At 70.8% G+C, this 16,135-nt stretch carries 14 protein-coding genes and 1 rRNA gene; 9 read left to right on the forward strand and 6 right to left on the reverse strand.

The features are described 5' to 3' along the window. A 5S ribosomal RNA gene (gene rrf, locus QSK45_RS37740) occupies positions 1-114 on the forward strand; the annotation flags it as partial. Between the two features lie 125 nt (positions 115-239). On the opposite strand, the gene QSK45_RS37745 is transcribed toward rrf, so the two are convergent. The 6 genes from QSK45_RS37745 to QSK45_RS37765 form a co-directional block, all read right to left on the reverse strand. Beyond that, the gene (locus QSK45_RS37745; RefSeq protein WP_285563480.1) at positions 240-575 is read right to left on the reverse strand and encodes a hypothetical protein; all 336 of its coding nucleotides are present in this window, start codon (positions 573-575) and stop codon (positions 240-242) included. Next, positions 565-1,071 (reverse strand): Imm50 family immunity protein, encoded by a 507-nt coding sequence (locus QSK45_RS38725; RefSeq protein WP_490993675.1) that lies wholly within the window; start codon positions 1,069-1,071, stop codon positions 565-567. Before QSK45_RS38725 ends, QSK45_RS37745 begins: the two co-directional genes overlap by 11 nt. Beyond that, complete coding sequence (locus QSK45_RS37750; protein ID WP_285563481.1) at positions 1,061-5,770, reverse strand: putative T7SS-secreted protein; 4,710 nt, start codon at positions 5,768-5,770, stop codon at positions 1,061-1,063. The genes QSK45_RS38725 and QSK45_RS37750 overlap by 11 nt, the downstream gene beginning before the upstream one ends. Continuing rightward, positions 5,770-6,408, reverse strand: a complete 639-nt coding sequence (locus tag QSK45_RS37755; RefSeq protein WP_285563482.1) for a hypothetical protein — start codon at positions 6,406-6,408, stop codon at positions 5,770-5,772. The genes QSK45_RS37750 and QSK45_RS37755 overlap by 1 nt, the downstream gene beginning before the upstream one ends. Then, on the reverse strand, positions 6,405-6,773 hold the full coding sequence (locus QSK45_RS37760; protein ID WP_490993676.1) for an SseB family protein: 369 nt from the start codon (positions 6,771-6,773) through the stop codon (positions 6,405-6,407). Before QSK45_RS37760 ends, QSK45_RS37755 begins: the two co-directional genes overlap by 4 nt. A 309-nt stretch (positions 6,774-7,082) precedes the next feature. Next, positions 7,083-8,813: a chitinase gene (locus QSK45_RS37765; protein ID WP_285563484.1), complete on the reverse strand. Its 1,731-nt coding sequence runs from the start codon at positions 8,811-8,813 to the stop codon at positions 7,083-7,085. Positions 8,814-9,119: 306 nt separating this feature from the next. Here QSK45_RS37765 and QSK45_RS37770 point away from each other — a divergent pair, with 306 nt between their 5' ends. The 8 genes from QSK45_RS37770 (at position 9,120) to QSK45_RS37805 (ending at position 15,968) form a co-directional block, all read left to right on the forward strand. Beyond that, entirely contained in the window at positions 9,120-9,980 is an 861-nt protein-coding gene (locus QSK45_RS37770) for a hypothetical protein (protein WP_285563485.1), read from the forward strand. A 62-nt stretch (positions 9,981-10,042) separates the two neighbouring features. Beyond that, positions 10,043-10,753 carry a Flp pilus assembly protein CpaB gene (cpaB, locus tag QSK45_RS37775; protein ID WP_285563486.1) on the forward strand — a complete coding sequence of 237 codons (711 nt, stop codon included), beginning with the start codon at positions 10,043-10,045 and terminating at the stop codon, positions 10,751-10,753. Between the two features lie 12 nt (positions 10,754-10,765). Then, the gene (locus tag QSK45_RS37780; protein ID WP_285563487.1) at positions 10,766-11,995 is read left to right on the forward strand and encodes a CpaE/TadZ family protein; all 1,230 of its coding nucleotides are present in this window, start codon (positions 10,766-10,768) and stop codon (positions 11,993-11,995) included. A gap of 7 nt (positions 11,996-12,002) precedes the next feature. Next, positions 12,003-12,410, forward strand: coding sequence for a TadE/TadG family type IV pilus assembly protein (locus QSK45_RS37785; protein ID WP_285563488.1), 408 nt, complete (start codon positions 12,003-12,005; stop codon positions 12,408-12,410). Position 12,411: 1 nt separating this feature from the next. Continuing rightward, complete coding sequence (locus tag QSK45_RS37790; protein ID WP_285563489.1) at positions 12,412-12,756, forward strand: TadE/TadG family type IV pilus assembly protein; 345 nt, start codon at positions 12,412-12,414, stop codon at positions 12,754-12,756. Positions 12,757-12,773: 17 nt separating this feature from the next. After that, positions 12,774-14,111 carry a TadA family conjugal transfer-associated ATPase gene (locus QSK45_RS37795; RefSeq protein WP_285563490.1) on the forward strand — a complete coding sequence of 446 codons (1,338 nt, stop codon included), beginning with the start codon at positions 12,774-12,776 and terminating at the stop codon, positions 14,109-14,111. 8 nt (positions 14,112-14,119) lie between these two features. Continuing rightward, positions 14,120-15,067 (forward strand): type II secretion system F family protein, encoded by a 948-nt coding sequence (locus tag QSK45_RS37800; RefSeq protein ID WP_285563491.1) that lies wholly within the window; start codon positions 14,120-14,122, stop codon positions 15,065-15,067. A gap of 13 nt (positions 15,068-15,080) precedes the next feature. Beyond that, on the forward strand, positions 15,081-15,968 hold the full coding sequence (locus tag QSK45_RS37805; RefSeq protein WP_285563492.1) for a DUF5936 domain-containing protein: 888 nt from the start codon (positions 15,081-15,083) through the stop codon (positions 15,966-15,968). Positions 15,969-16,135 lie beyond the last annotated feature (167 nt).

Here is a 16,135-nt window from a genome sequence, read left to right on the forward strand (position 1 = left end):
GGTGGTTATAGCGTTAGGGAAACGCCCGGTTACATTCCGAACCCGGAAGCTAAGCCTTTCAGCGCCGATGGTACTGCAGGGGGGACCCTGTGGGAGAGTAGGACGCCGCCGAACAATTTTTGGGAAAACCCCCGCACCACTGGTGCGGGGGTTTTCTGCGTTCGGACGCAGTCAGGCCCTACCCTCGCCGGCGAATAAAAGACGGTATCCGACTCCACCGCCTGCGTCTCGGAGTACCTTCACGAACTAGGTGGCGAGGCATGAAAGGAACGCGTTCGGAGAATTTCCATGTCTGCTGCTTCAAAGTTCAGTGACGAGCCCTGGGTGTCAATGGATGCAATGATGGCGCCCCCTACTTCTTCGAGCCGCACTTTCTTGCGCCCCGGAGGACCCCAACCGTTCACCGACACGTTCCGTACGTCGGTGAACATGAGGAAGAACTCGAAGGCTTCTTGGCCTTCCTGGGTGGCGAACCCGAGGGTTACAGAGCACTGCCGCTCATCAAGATGTACGTAGAACAGGTCGTGGCTGCTCAATGCGGATGGTGTCGTCAGCGCGGCAAGCTCAGCGTCCATAGAAGGTCTTCTCGCAGGGATCGGGGATCGTCGAGTTTCGTTTGGCGTCCACCTTGCTGAGGAACAAGTGCGGACCGTCATCCGAGCCGTCCGGCCCTAGCCGGAAGCCACTCACGTGTCCGGCGAGTACGTCCGCGCTTGCAGTGAACTCCAGAAAGGTGCCGCCAGCCGCAGATGCCGTCACCCGGACCCTATGCTCATCGCCTGGCAGTGGCGCCATCGAAATCCGGGCTGTTACGGGCGGTTCCCACGCAGACAGCACCAGGTCGGCTACCGCTAGGAACCGGAGATGAACCTGAACCGTGTTGGCTCCCGCTGCAGTCCAGTCGTCCGGAAGGTGAAGCGGCGGCGCCGGCAGGTCGAGCCGTAGAGCCAGCTCTGGACCGCGCCAGTTGAGATTGACGGAGCGCAGGCGAACGGAGTTCAGCGCGGGGAGCTGCGGTCCGTAGAGAGGAGCCACGGTCCCTACGTTCCGCACAGAAAAGCTAGCGGTCATAGTAGTAGTGCTCCTCGCACCCGGGAATCTGGCCGTTTCGAGTGTCTTCGAATGGTCTCACATGGACGTGTGATGGCTGATAGCCCGGCTCACCCGGATTTTGGTGACCGAACCAGTGGTCCTGGAAGACGACCAGGTCGCGGCCGTTGGGGTGTTCGTACACTTCTTCGGTGTAGTACACAGGCTTGTGGTCGTCACCCATCAGTTGCTTCGAGCCCTGCCATTCCGGAGTGGTGGCGGGGACGTACTCGTTCACTTCGAGCGGCGGCGTTCCTTCAGGGATTCCGGCATCGCTCAATGCCTTCGCCTTTGCGTCAGAAAGATCTCGACCGAACGGTCCTGACTTCGGGCATACGTCAGGAGCTAGGCCCAGAGGGTCTGCCCAGGTGTGGGGGTTCCCCACATACGTTGCGGGGTTGGGCGCCGGCGCAAGCCCGAGTGGATCGAGTGTGAAATACCGGCCTGTTTCGGGGTCGTAGTGGCGGAAGTAGTTGTAGTGGAGGCCGGTTTCGGGGTCGTAGTACTGGCCGGGGAAGCGTAGTGGGGTGTAGGCCGTGGCGTTGGTGTTCCAGGCTGTTTTGCCCCAGAGGGTGCTGCGGGTGTGCCAGGCGATGTCGCCTTGTTCGTCGAGGAGTTCGTGGGGGGTGCCGACGAGGTCGGTGACGATGGCGAAGAAGCGGGAGTCGATTTCCTCCTGAGGGGCGTCGGCCGCGGTGATGCGTTCGGTCTGGGCGAGGGGGCGTAGGCCCTGGTGGTCCCAGGTGAGGGTGACCGGGTTGGGGAGCTGGGGGGAGGTTGTCGTCTGTTCGCAGAGGGTGGTGCCGTCCCAGGTGAAGGTGACCCGTTCCAGGATCGTCTCGCCGTCCGGTGCCAGGCGGAGTTTGGCGGTGCGGCGGCCGAGGGGGTCGTAGGTGTAGCGCCAGTGGGTGCCGTCCGGGGTGGTCACCGAGACGAGGCGGTCCTCGGCGTCCCATTGGTAGCGCCAGGTGTCCGGCTTGCGGGACAGGCGGGTCTTCTGGCGGAGGGTGACGCGGCCCAGGGCGTCGTGTTCGTAGCGGATGTTGCCGGCGCGCAGGATGCGGGTGCCTTCGTAGGTGCGGGGGCCGGTCGCTTCCGTGCCCGGGTGGCCGGTTGGCCAGGACGCCTGGGTCTGGTTGCCCGCCTCGTCGTAGGCATAGCGCTCGGTCCAGCCCGCCGCGTGGACCGCGGTGACCCTGCTGGTGGTGTCCAGGTCGAAGCGGCGGGGGCCCGAGAGGTGGTCGTCGATGCCGGTGAGGTTGCCGTCGGCGCGGTAGGTGTAGGACCGGTGCTGGAGCAGGGTGCCTGCCTGTCCCGTCACCTTCTGGCCTGTGAGGCGGCCCAGGGGGTCGTAGGTGTGGGTCAGGGTCGCCGTCTCGCCGATGTGGCGGGTGAGTTCGCGGCCGGCCTCGTCGTAGGTGAAGTCGATCGGGCGGCCCGATGCCGTCATGCCCGTGCGGCGGCCCGCCGCGTCGTAGGACCAGGTCGTCTCCGCCCCTGTCGGGGTGGTCCGGCCCGTGCGGCGGCCCAGTTCGTCGTACGTGTACGTCAGGGTCCGGCCGTCGACCGTCTCCGAGCGCAGGCGGCCGTGGCGGTCGCGCAGCAGCACGAGCGTGGTGCCGTCGGGGGCGGTCGCCTGGGCCGGCTGGTCGGTCAGGTCGTACGCGTAGGTCGTCACCTGGCCGGCGGCGTTCTTGCGGAGGACTTGGCCGATTTCGTTTCGCTCGAAAGAGATCGTCTCGCCGAGGGCGTTACGGCGGGAGGCCAGGCGGCCCGCCGGGTCGTATGCGTAGGTGAGGGTGCGGTTGTCGAAGTCCGTCTCCGACAACAGGCGGCCTGCCGCGTCGTACTCGTACTCCCAGGTCAGGCCCTGGGGGCTGGTGACCTTCGTCAGTCGTAGCTCTGCGTCGTGGGCGAACTCGTAGCGCACCCCGTCCGGGCCCGTGCGGGCCGTGAGGAGGTCGAAGTGGGTGTACTCGAAGTGCGAGACACCGCCCAGTGGGTCGGTGTGGGTGGTGCAGTTGCCCTCGCCGTCGTACGTCCACGTCTCCGTCGTACCGTCCGCAGCGGTACGACGCGTCAGGTGGCCCTCGACCGACCACTCCAGCAGCGTGGTCGCGCCGGTCGGGTCCGTGATCGTGGCCGGGCGGCCGAAGGCGTCCCGGGTGTAGCGGGTGACCGCGCCCAGGGGGTCCGTCACCGTCAGGGGGAGGCCCGCGCGGTCGCAGGTGATCGTCGTCGTGCTGCCCAGCGGGTCGGTCACCGACGTCGGGTGGCCGGCCTCGTTGTACGTGAAGTGGGTGGTCACGCCCGTCGGGTCGGTCACCGAAGTGCGGTTGCCCCGGGCGTCGAAGGTCTGCCGGACGGTCGTTCCGTCGGGGTTCACCAGCTTCACCGGCAGACCCAGGGAGTTGTACTCCGCCCTGGCCTCGCGGCCGTCCGGGCGGACGGCGGATGCGAGGTTGCCCGCCTCGTCGTAGCGGAACGACGTCGTGCGGCCGAGCGGGTCCGTCGTGGACAGCAGACGGTTGTAGCGGTCGCGGACGTAGCTCGTGGTCGCGCCCAGGGGGTCGTTCTCCGCGACGACCTGCCATGCGGCGTTGACCAGGTAGCGGCGGGTGTGGCCCTCGCCGGTCGTCGCCGTCGTCGTGCGCAGGCCCGTGGCCGGGTCCGGGTCCCCGTACGTCAGGCGGAGCGCCATGTGGCCGGCGGCGCCGCCCTCCGCCACGCAGCGGTCCCGGTCGTCGTACGCGTAGGTGTAGGAGCGGTCGTTGGTGTCCGTCCAGGACGTCACCCGGCCGCGGTCGTCGTAGCCGAAACGCAGCGGCAGGCCCGAGGAGTTGACGACCTCGGTGAGGTTTCCGTCCGTGTAGGAGAAGCGCTTGAGATCTTCGCCCGTCGTCGCCAGGCGGTACGAGGTGACGCGGCCCGAGTCCGTGGTGATGCGGACGCCCTGGCCGGCGCTCGTGAAGACGGCCAGCGGGGTGCCCTCGGTGTCGTACTCGAAGGTGATCCAGTTGCCGTTGCGGTCGTCCACCTGTTCCAGGACCGCCAGGTTCTCGGTGCGGTCGGAGAAGTGCCAGGTGCGACGCGTCTCCGGGTCGGTGATCGTGTAGCCGCCGTCGACGCGGTCCAGCGGTCGGCGGGGGCCGTGGCTGGGCAGGGTCGGCAGGCCCGGGGCGGGATGGGGGTAGGACAGGAGGAGGCCGTCCTCCGTGACGAAGACGACTCCCTCCGCGTCGATCTCCAGGCGCTGGTCGAGCGTGGAGGACCACGACGGGCCGAACCAGCGGCCCAGGTGGTAGCCGGACTCCACCCGCCGCTTGAGGAGCAGGGGAAGTACGCCGGGGAGGACGACGTCCGTCTGCGGAAGGTACATCCTGCCGGTGGCGAGGTCGATGGGGTCGGTGCCCCCGCTCTCCACCGATTCCTGCTGCCGGGAGGGCTGGTGGGGGTCCTCGCGCACCGTGTCCCGGGCGGTGGCCTTTCCCGCGTCCTCGGCGCCCGCCCGTGCCCCGTCCTTCAGGGTGCCCCCGGCCGCGGAGCGCAGTCCCGCTTCGGCCGCGTCGCGGGTCAGGCCGGCCTCCAGGCCGACGCCGTCGCCGACGAAGAGCTGGGGGAGCATCTTTCCGCCGAACTCCGACGGGTCCTTCTCGAAGTCGGACCACATGCCCTCCAGCGCGCGGTCGGGATGCTGGTCGAGGGCCAGCAGACCGCTGAGGGTCATGCTGACGTGCTGGAGGTAGTTGGCCGGGTGCGTGACGTTGTACACGTCGAGGGGGTTGAGGCCGCGGACGAAGGTGAACAGGCCCGCCGTGCCCTTGACGACACCGCCGAGGAAGTGGACGGCCGCGGTGTCGACCTCCGTGTAGCCGTCCTCGAGATCGTGCCGCAGCCGGGTCAGCGGCGGCGGCTCGGCCGGGGCGTGGGCGAGGGCCGCCTTGATCCTGCCCTCGGCTTCCGTCGCGGCGGTGTCACGCTGCTTGCGGGCGGCGGCGAGTTTGTGGACGGCCGAGTCGACGTCGGCCTTGCCGGGGTCGTGGAACGGCTCGGGCTCCGGACCGGGATCCTCGTGCGCCCTGACCTTCGCGTTGTAGGCGTCGGCCTTCTTGTTGTACGCCTCGGCCGCGTCCCTCGACGCCTTCGTGCCCTTCTTGTAGAGCCCGACGGCCTCCTCGGCCTGGCCTTGCGCCCACGTGACGGTGTCCGCGTACGACTCCAGCGCCTTCGCCGCCCCCAGACACGCCTCGGCCGCGGTGGCCCACTTGGCCGGATGCACGCCGAACCTCTTGCGGAACGCGTCCCCGCCCTCACCCTCCCAGCCGGAGGAGTCGACCTTGCGCATGCCCCGGCCGACCTTGTCGAAAGCACTGTGGAAGTCCCTCAGGTGCCTGGCGCTCTCCCGGATCCGCCCCGGAGCACCGTGGACGAGTTCGTCCGCGTCCTCCGTCTCACCGAGCTGCTTCTCACCCGGAGTCGCGCCGAGGTAGGAGGCGAGACCGTCACCCGCGTCCTCGACCTTGTCGGCCCACCCGTGCAGACCGGCGTGGTCCAGCTCGCCGCCCACCTTGTGCGCGGCCCAGTCGACACCCTCGCCGAGTTTCCTCTTGCCCGCGTTCCACGTGTCCTCGCCCGCGCCGAGGACGGTGTTGGTGATCCTGCCCAGCTCACCCAGCCCCATCAGCCCTCACCGCCCCGCTGCCCGCCCGTGCGGGCGCGTTCCTCCGCGGAGGGACCGAAGGCGGCGTCGAGCATCCGGTGGTACTCCGCGTCCGACATACCGCCCGGCCTGATGCCCATGGCCTTCGCGGCCGGCGAGTCCATGAAGTCGCGCGCGTCGTCGTCCCAGCCCTGCCTGCTGTTCGCCCACGCCTCGTCGAAGGACTTCTCGCTGTAGTCCACGTTCCCGCCGTACGGACTCGACGTGAAGATGTCCCCCCATCCCATCTTCTCCACGTCCTCCTCCGAGGCATCGGGATTCCCGATCGCCGCGTTGGCGACATCCTTGAACGTGCCGACCACGTAGTTCTCGGTGTCGTCGTACGTGCCCGCCGCCAGGCCCGTCCTCACCGCGAACCCGCTGCCCTCGGCCACCAGCGCACGCACCCCCCACTCCCAGCGCTCACAGAACGACTTGAACTCACCGGTCAGCCCGTCATGACCCAGCTGGAGCCCGGTCAGGCCGACCCTGTCGAAACCCCGGCCCGCGTCCGCCTCGTACACGATGCCCAGCTCCTTCAGCTCACCCAGGGCATCGTTCAGCCCCTTCGCGATCAGAGCCAGACCCTCGGTCTTCAAGTCCTTGCCGTCACCACTCACCTCGCCACCCCCCGCCAGCCGGCCACGTCCACCGCCACCCCGTCCGGCACCACCCCCGCCACCGGCGGGAACAGCACACCCGCACCCCCCACGTCCAGCGCCACCCCGCACGGCACCCCCACCGCCGGCACCGCCGCGTCCAGCAACCGCGCACCCAGCCACCCCTGATACGCCCACACCCGGTCGCCCTCACCCCGCGCCAGGGCATACCGGGCCAGAGCCGCCTCACCGGAGAACGCGAAGATCCACCGGACACCGCCGTGATCACCCGTCAACGGCACACCCCGCTCATCCACCGGCACCAGCACCGCCGTACGCCTGAACTCCCCGAGCCGCACCGCGAACTCTCGTCGGACCCGCGCCACCTCCTCGTCAAGGGAAGAAGCGAAGGGGTTCTCGCTCGGCGGCGAAGAAGCACTCTCGTCCGGCCGTGTTCCCGCCTTCCCCCGCTCCACAGGCCCCGTCATCTCCGCGTACTCGGAGAGCCGCGATCCACGTGTCCCCGCCGTCACATCCATCCCGTCCCCCTGGCCGGCCATGCCGGGGAGCATCACACCGGCCCCTCGCGCGTCGCAACGCGAATCAGGAGGGGGTGGCCGGAAACGGATACAGGGAACGGCGCCCGGACTCTGGGGAGAAGTCCGGGCGCCGGGGAGGGGTCGGGCGGGGTCATGTCACGGCATCGCGTGCACGTGCGGCCCCACCGTGTTCGACCAGGCGTTGCCCGAGGACGCGTCCCAGTTCGTGGACCAGGTCATCGCGCCGCGCAGGTCCGGGTAGGTCTTGGCGGGCTTGAAGGTGCCGCAGTCGGTGCCGGCGGCCAGGCAGTCGAGGGCGTTGTCCACCACGGACGGGGAGACGTAGCCGCTGCCGGCCGCGCGGGAGGAGGCGGGCAGGCCCAGGCCGATCTGGGAGGGGGCGAGGCCGCCCTGGAGCTGGATGCAGGCGAGGGCGGTGAGGAAGTCGACCGTGCCCTGGCTGTAGACCTTGCCGTCGCAGCCCAGCATGGAACCGCTGTTGTAGTACTGGGTGTTGACGACCGTGAGGATGTCCTTCACGTTCAGCGCGGTCTGGAAGTACGCGGCGGACGTCGACTGCATGTCGATCGTCTGCGGGGCCATCGTGAGGATCAGGGACGGACCCGCCTTCGCCGACAGGGCGCGCAGGGCCTGGGTCATGTACGTCGCGTTCAGGCCGTTCTCCAGGTCGATGTCGACGCCGTCGAAGCCGTACGTCTGCATCAGGGAGTACACGGAGTTCGCGAAGTTCGTCGCGGAGGCGGAGTCGCTGACCGACACCGTGCCGTTCTGGCCGCCGATGGAGACGACGACCTTCTTGCCGGCCGCCTGCTCGGCCTTGATGTCGGCCTTGAACTGGTCGACCGTGTAGCCGCCGAGGCCCGCCGAGTCCAGGTTGAAGGTGACCGCGCCCGGCGTCGTGGTCGCGTCCGCGAAGGCGACCGCGATGATGTCGTAGGAGGCGGGCACGTCGGAGATCCTCTGGACCGTCGCGCCGTTGTCGAAGTTCTGCCAGTAGCCCGTCACCGCGTGCTTCGGGAGCGAGCCCCCGGTGCCGCCGCCCGTGCCGGAGGAGGCCGTCGTGGCCGTCACCGCGGCGGACTTCTGCGACTCGCCCGCCGCGTTGGTCGCCGTCACCTGGAAGGAGTACGAGGTGGCCGGGGACAGGCCCGTCACGGTGGCGGACGTGCCGGTCGCCGACGAGACCTTCGTGCCGTTCTCGTACAGGTTGTAGCCGGTCGCGCCCGAGGACGTGGACCAGGTGAGGGTGGCGGAGGACGAGGTCGTGGCGGAGACCGCGAGGCCCGTGGGGGCGGCCGGGACCGTGGGGGGCGGGGTGCCGCCGCCCGTGCCGCCGCCGTCGGGGCCGTAGAGGGAGACGTCGTCGGCGTAGTAGGCCGCCTGGCCGTACCACCCGTGGGTGTAGACCGTGACCGACGTGGTCGAGGCGCCCGTGGTGAACGACGTCGACAGCTGCTTCCAGGCGCTCGTGTCGGGGGTCCAGGTGGAGACGTCGGTCGTGCCGGTGCCGGTCACGCCGAGGTAGGTGTAGCCGCCCTGCACCCAGGCACTCAGGGTGTAGGACGAGTTGGGCTTCACCGCGACCGTCTGGGTGCACTGGGCGTCGTCCTGGCCGGCGGGGGTCGCCTTCAGGGCGCCGGTGCCGGAGTGGACGGGGGAGGAGACGGCCGTGCCGCTGCCCGCCGAGCAGGTCCAGTCGGACAGGCCCGACTCGAAGCCGGCGTTGACGACGTTGTTGACGTCCGCCGCGGCGGCCGGGCCGGCGGCCGCGGCGAGGCCGGCGGCCGCGAGGGCGAGGGTGACGGCGGCGGACCATGCCGCGAGGCGGCGTCGGGGTGGTCTGGGGGTGCCTGGTGCGCGGTCCACGGGGACCTCCGGGGAGTCGGAGTGGAGCGGGAGTCCATGGGGTCGGAACGCCGGGTGGAATCCCAGGGGCGGAATCCACGGGTGGAGCCGGTGGCCACCGGTGCACAGACAAGTTGGTCCAGACCAATCCTGCTGTCAAGAGGTCCAGACCGGAGTGGGGGCCGGGTGCTTTCTCAACCTGTCCTGGTTTGGGCGGACTTGCCGCCAGTAAGTTCCACATCTGCTTCACGAACGCTGTTCTCCCGCCCCAGCGGCGTGGATACAGTGCTCAGGTAGTCACGCAGTGAAGTCACCGGGGAGCGGGGCGTGCCAACTGCCATTGCCGTGACCAGCGCCGACCTGGCGCTGCCGCCACAGGACGAACGCACCATGCCCGCCGTCGTGCTGGCCGGTCTCGACCGCCACCCGCTCGACCACGCGCTCACCGAACTGCACGCCGTCATCGAGCAGTACGGCCATGTCGTCGTCGTCTGCTCGGCGGCCACCCCGGAGCCGGTCGTACGGCGCCTGCACACCCTGCGCTCGCTGCTGGAGAGCGACCGGGTCGCCCTGTTCCGGCCCGAGCTGCCGCCCCTCGGAGTCGCCGTCCTGGCCCGGCAGTTACGTCAGCTCGCCTCCTGCGACCTCGGGCCCGGGGTGCTCGCCTGCGCCGGACGGCTGCTCGCCCACTACATCCACGCCGGCGCCGTCCTCGGCTCCGTCGCCCGGCTCGACCGGGTGCCGGTCGGGCTGAAGGCGCACGCCAAGTCCTGGCTGCCGGGCAGCCAGTTCGCCGTACTCGCCCATCCCGAGCCCCAGCTCGTCAAGGTCGCCCCCGACGCCACGCTCAAGGGGCCCGAGTTCCCCACCTGGATGCTCCTCGCCAAGGGCCAGCTGCCGGGGGAGTGGGCCACCGGGCTCGGCACCGCGTGGCAGGTGCAGGGGGTGCGGGAGACCGGACTGCCCGCCGAGTCCCGGGCGTGGTGGGGCACCGGCCGCATGGTCGAGTTCTGCGCCCACCTCGACGACCTGTCCGTGCTGTACCAACTGGTCGCCTCCGTACGCCAGTCCCGCTGCCACTGGTGCGGTCTCGACGTCATCGGCGACCGCTGCGTCTTCTGCTCCGCCGTCCCGCCGGTCCATGAACCGCCCGCCCCACGCGCCCTGGAACCCCGCACGCCCGCCTGACCCCGCCTGACCCGCACGTCCATATCCCGCACGACCGATTCCCCCATGAGGTTGCACGGTTCATGAACTCCCGTCAGCGCCGCGGCGTGATACTCCTGCTCCTGTCGGTCCTGTGCGCCCTGCTCGCGTTCGCCGGCGTGCTCTCCGTCATCCACGACGTCGACTCCAAGGTCGGCCCCGAGGTCACCGCCTACCGGGTCCGCTCCGACGTCAAGCCGTACACCACCCTGGACGCGGGCCAGTTCGAGAAGGTCAGGATGCCCAAGCGCTGGCTGTCCGGCACCGCCGTCACCGATCTGCGCCGGCTCCAGGGCAAGATCGCCGTCACCACGCTGCACGCCGGTTCCCTGCTGCAGAGCGACATGATCGTGGACCAGCCCGCCCTCCAGCCCGGACAGCAGGAGGTCGCCATCATGATCGACGCGGCGACGGGCGTGGCCGGGAAGATCACCCCCGGATCGCGGGTCAACGTCTACGCCACCTTCGCGGGCAGGAAGGAGGGCGACCCGGACCAGTCCAAGATCATCGTGACCGGCGCGCGCGTCCTCGACGTCGGCCGGATCACCGCCCTCGAACCGGACGCCGCCAAGAACGACCAGCAGCAGCCGAGCGAGGCCGTCCCCATCACCTTCGCGCTGTCCACCCTCGACGCCCAGCGCATCACCTACGCCGAGTCGTTCGCGCAGCGCGTCCGGCTCGCACTGGTGGGTCCGGGCGGCGAGACCGGCGTCCCGGACAAGGACCGCACGTACGAACTCGCGACGGACAAGTGAGAGGCGGCCCGCATGCCGACCAGGATCCTCCCGGCGGGTGCCGACCCGGACGCCGTCCGCAACCTCGTCACCCTGCTCAGCCAGCTGCCCGACGCCGAGCCGCAGCCCCCGGTCACCGACTCCACCCAACTGGTCGACGCCCTCGCCCGGCTCGCCGCCGAGTCCGTGGACGAACTTCCCGAGGTGCTCGTCGTCCATGAACGCATCGGCCCGGTCACGGCGTTGGAGCTGATCCGGGAGATCGCCCTGCGCTTCCCGGCCGTCGGCGTCATCCTCGTCACCACCGACGCGAGCCCCGGGCTGTTCGCCGCGGCCATGGACTCCGGTGCCCGGGGACTGGTCGCGCTCCCGCTGTCGTACGACGAACTGGCCGGCCGTGTGCAGGCGGTCGCCCAGTGGTCGACGGAGGTGCGGCGCCATCTCGGCCACGGCGGCGAGGCGCCCGGCGGGTCCGGGGGTACCGTCGTCACGGTCAGCGGCGCCAAGGGGGGCGTCGGCGCGACGCTCACAGCCATACAGCTCGCGCTCGCCGCCCAGGCGTCCGGGCGGTCCACCGCGCTGGTCGACCTCGACCTCCAGTCCGGGGACGTCGCGTCCTACCTGGACATCCAGTTCCGGCGCTCGGTGGCCGACCTCGCCGCCATCAGCGACATCTCGGCGCGGGTGCTCGCCGACGCGCTCTTCCGGCACGACACCGGGCTCGCCCTGCTGCTCGCGCCCGGCGAGGGCGAACGCGGCGAGGAGGTCACCGACCGCACCGCCCGGCAGATCGTGCGCGCGCTGCGCTCCCGGTACGAGGTCGTCGTCATCGACTGCGGCGCCCAGCTCGGCGGGGCCGGCGCGGCCGCGGTCGAGACGGCGGACACGGCGCTGCTGGTCACCACGCCGGACGTGATCGCCGTACGGGCCGCCAAACGGACCGTGCGGATGTGGGACCGGTTGCAGATCCGCAAGGCCGAGGAGACCACGGTCGTGGTCAACCGGCACAGCCGGCACACCGAGATCCAGCCCGCGCTGGTGCAGCGGATCACCGGCACGGCGCTGGCCCGCACCGCGGTCCCCGCCAACTTCAGGGAACTGCAGTCGGTCGTGGACGCGGGCCGGGTCCACGAACTCGACGGCCGCAGCACGGTGAAGCAGGCGCTGTGGGCGCTCGCGGGGGAGCTGGGGCTCGCGCGGGCGACGGAGGGGGCGCACCGGGGCGGGGGGCGTGGTGGGGGCTTTCGGCGGCGGAAGGAGTGAGCGGCTCATGAGGCGACGGCTCGGCACGCGGCGGCCCGTGCGACTCGGCGCGGACGAGGGGCAGGTGAGCATCGAGTTCCTCGGCATGACGCCGCTGATCCTGCTGACCCTGGTGCTCGTGTGGCAGGCCGTACTCGTGGGGTACACCTTCACGCTCGCCGGGAACGCCGCGGACGAGGCGGTGCGCGCGGGTACGGCGGCCTCGCCCGGCGGTGCGCGCGAGGCGGCCTGTTCGGCGGCGGGGCTGAAGGACCTGCCGTCGGCGTGGAGGGGGGACGCGACGGTGCGCTGCGGCGGGTCCGGCTACGTCACGGCCGACGTCCTCCTCAAGGTCCCGGTGCTCTTCCCGGGCCTGATCTCCTTCCCGGCGACGGTGCACGGCCACGCCGGCGCGGTGGAGGAGGCGAAGGACTGAGATGCCGTACCCGAACGGGCGCCGTGACCGCGGTCAAGTCGCCATCGAATACCTGGGGTTCCTTCCCGTGCTGCTGATCGTCGCCCTCGCCGGCATCCAGCTCGGTGCCGTCGCCTACGCCGCCGAGCAGGCCGGTACGGCCGCCCGCGCGGGGGCGCGGGCGGCGTCGCTGCGCGAGGACGCGCAGCAGGCGTGCGCGGCGGCGGTGAGCGGGGGAATCCAGGTGAGCTGTTCCGCGGGCGGCGGCGGCGACTCCGTGACCGTGACCGCCACCGTGCGCATCCCGAAGATCGTGTGGAGCTTCGGCGACGCCACCAAGTCCGCGACCATGCCGCTCGACCACTGACCGAGGAGCAGCCGACCATGAGCCTGCGGGCACGCATCAGCACTCCGGAGGAGCACGGCAGCCGGGGCGAGGACGGGCACCTGGTCGCCGCCTACCGGGCCAAGCTGCTGGAGGAGATCGACCTCGCGGAGATGGGCGCGCTGGCCGCCGCGGAGCGCCGCAGCCGGCTGGAGCGGGTGCTCGGGCACATCATCAGCCGCGAGGGCCCGGTGCTGTCCACGGTGGAGCGCGCCCAGCTGATCCGGCGGGTGGTGGACGAGGCACTCGGCCTCGGCATCCTCGAACCCCTCCTCGAGGACGCCTCGGTCACCGAGATCATGGTGAACGGCCCGGACGCGATCTTCGTCGAACGCGGGGGCCGCGTGGAGCAGCTGCCCCTGCGGTTCGCCTCCGCGGACCAGCTGATGCAGACCATCGAGCGGATCGTGTCCACCGTCAACCGCCGGGTGGACGAGTCGAATCCGATGGTCGACGCCCGGCTGCCCTCCGGCGAGCGCGTCAACGTGATCATCCCGCCCCTGTCGCTGACCGGGCCGATCCTCACCATCCGCCGCTTCCCGCGCTCCTTCACCCTCCAGGAGCTGATCGGCCTGGGCTCGCTGGCCGAGCCCATGGTCTACCTGCTGGCGGGTCTCGTGCAGGCGAAGTTCAACATCATCGTCTCGGGCGCGACCGGCACCGGCAAGACGACCCTGCTCAACGCCCTGTCCGGGCTCATCCCGCCGCACGAGCGCATCATCACCATCGAGGACTCCGCCGAACTCCAGCTCCAGCAGAGCCATGTGGTCCGGCTGGAGTCCCGGCCGCCCAACGTCGAGGGCAAGGGCCAGGTCACCATCCGCGACCTGGTGCGCAACTCGCTGCGGATGCGGCCCGACCGGATCGTGGTCGGCGAGGTCCGCGGCGGAGAGTCCCTCGACATGCTCCAGGCGATGTCCACCGGCCACGACGGCTCGCTGGCCACCGTGCACGCCAACAGCGCCGAGGACGCCCTCACCCGGCTCCAGACGCTCGCCTCCATGTCCGACGTGGAGGTGCCCTTCGTCGCGCTGCACGACCAGATCAACAGCGCGGTCGACGTGATCGTCCAGCTCACCCGGTTCGCGGACGGCGCCCGCCGGATCACCGAGATCGCGCTCCTGGACAGCCACGGCGGGGAGCCGTACCGACTGGCCACCGTCGCCCGCTTCGACGCCGAGCCGATGACGGCCGACGGGCGGGTGCCCGGCGCCTTCGCCTACTTCCCGCTGCCGCGCCGCACCGCCGACCGCCTGCACATGGCGAGCCAGCCCGTCCCGGGCGCCTTCGGCGTCGCCCGCACCGCCGACCAGCTCGCCACCCGAGAAGCCAGGTAGGCCCCCTCATGGAACTCCACACCCTCGTCCGGCTCACCCTCGGCGCGACGCTGCTGACCTGCGTCCTGGCGGTGATCGGTGTGCACGGCTACGCGCGTGGCCGGGCCCGGCGCGCCGAACTGGTGGACCGCCTCTCGCACACCGGGCCGCCGACCTCCGCCTCCGGTCGCAGGCGGCACTTCCGCGACCTCGACCGCCGTCTGCGCCGCACCCGCTTCGGCCGCTGGCTCGAACTGCGCCTCGCCACGACCGGGCTGGACATCACGCCGGGTGAGTTCTTCGTCGCCATGCTCGTCACGGTCGGCGCGCTCTGGCTGATCGGCCAGGCCGCGCTCGCGCCCTTCTTCGGGCCGATCGCCGGGCTGCTGGGCGTCTGGGCGGCGGTGCAGTTCCTCAACTGGCAGCGGCACAAGCGCATCGAGCGGTTCATCGGCCAACTCCCCGAACTGGCCCGCATCCTGGCCAACGCCACCCAGGCCGGACTCGCCCTGCGCACCGCGATCGGCATGGCGGCGGAGGAGCTGGAGGCCCCGGCCGGCGAGGAACTCGCCAAGGTCTCCGACCAGTTGGCGATCGGCCACTCCCTGGACGACGCCCTCGGCGAACTCGCCGACCGCCTCCCGTCCCGCGAACTGGTCGTCCTCGTCACCACGCTGGTGTTGTCCAACCGGGCCGGCGGCCAGGTCGTCTCCGCCCTGCGCAACCTCACCGAGACACTGGAGGAACGCAAGGAGACCCGGCGCGAGATCCGCACCCAGCTGTCCCAGGTGACCATGACCTCGTACGCCGTGCCCGTACTCGGTGTCGGCGCGTTGTTCCTGATGAACGGCGTCAAGGACGGCGCCCTGGCCCGGATGACCGGCTCCCCGGTCGGGCAGGTCTGCGTGCTCGTCGCCTTCGCGCTGTACGCCGTCGGTTTCGTGCTCATCCGGCGGCTCAGCCGCATCGACGTGTGAGGGAGGGGGAACCATGGCCTTGCTGCTCGCCCTGCTGATGGGCGTCGCCGTGTGGGGGATCTTCACCGGTGTGCGCATGTACCGCGCGGACGCCGAGCTCCCCGCCGACCTCGCCGTCGCCCTGGAGGTCGGCGCCACCCGCACCGGCGCGGTGGGCTCCGTCATCGACCGCATGGGCATGCGGTACGCGCCGCTGGTGCTCCGGCTGATGGGCCCCCGCCTGGTCGCCCGGTACCGGCGCCGGATCGACCTCGCGGGCAACCCCGGGGGCCTGACCCTCGACCGCTACGCCGCCCGCCGCGCGGTGTACGGCGCGCTGGGCGGCGTCGGCTTCCTGGTGTTCCTGATGCGCGGCCAGTGGTTCGTGGCGGTCCTGCTCCTGCTGTTCGGCGCGTTCTGGACGGAGGTCGGGCTCTGGTCGGCGATCCGCGTCCGCAAGGACGTCATCGAGCGCACCCTGCCCGACTTCCTGGACGTGCTGGCGGTCGTCGTCAGCGCCGGGCTCGGCTTCCGCCAGGCCCTGGACCGGGTCGCCACCCGTTACGAGGGTCCCTGGGCCGACGAACTCCGCATCACCCTGCGCCAGATGGACCTCGGCATGAGCCGCCGCCAGGCCTTCGCGGAGTTGCGCCGCCGCAACGACTCCGAGCAGGTCGCCATGTTCGTCACCGCCCTCCAGCAGGGCGAGGAACTGGGCGCGCCGATCGTCGACACCCTGGTCTCCCTCGCCAAGGACATGCGCCGCACCGACGCCCAGAACGCCCGCCGCAAAGCCGCCCGCGCGGTCCCCAAGGCCACCTTGATGATCACCACCTTCATGGTCCCGGCGACGATGCTGCTGCTGGGCGCCGGGCTGGTGCTGGGGTCCGGCGTGGACTTCGGATCGCTCACGGGGAAGTGAGGGGGGTGCCGGGGCGTTCGGGGGGGCCGGAGGAGCCGGAGGGGGTGAGGGGGCTGGCCTCGGAGGGGGCGGGGGCGGCCTCTGCCGGGCAGGGTGGGGTGGGTGGCGTGGCTCCGGAGGGACCTGGGGCGGGGTCGGGTGGGGTGGGTGGCGTGGTTCCGGGGGGA

Origin of the sequence: Streptomyces hygroscopicus subsp. hygroscopicus, from assembly GCF_030269125.1 — a bacterium.
Taxonomy (GTDB): Bacteria; Actinomycetota; Actinomycetes; order Streptomycetales; family Streptomycetaceae; genus Streptomyces; species Streptomyces hygroscopicus_C.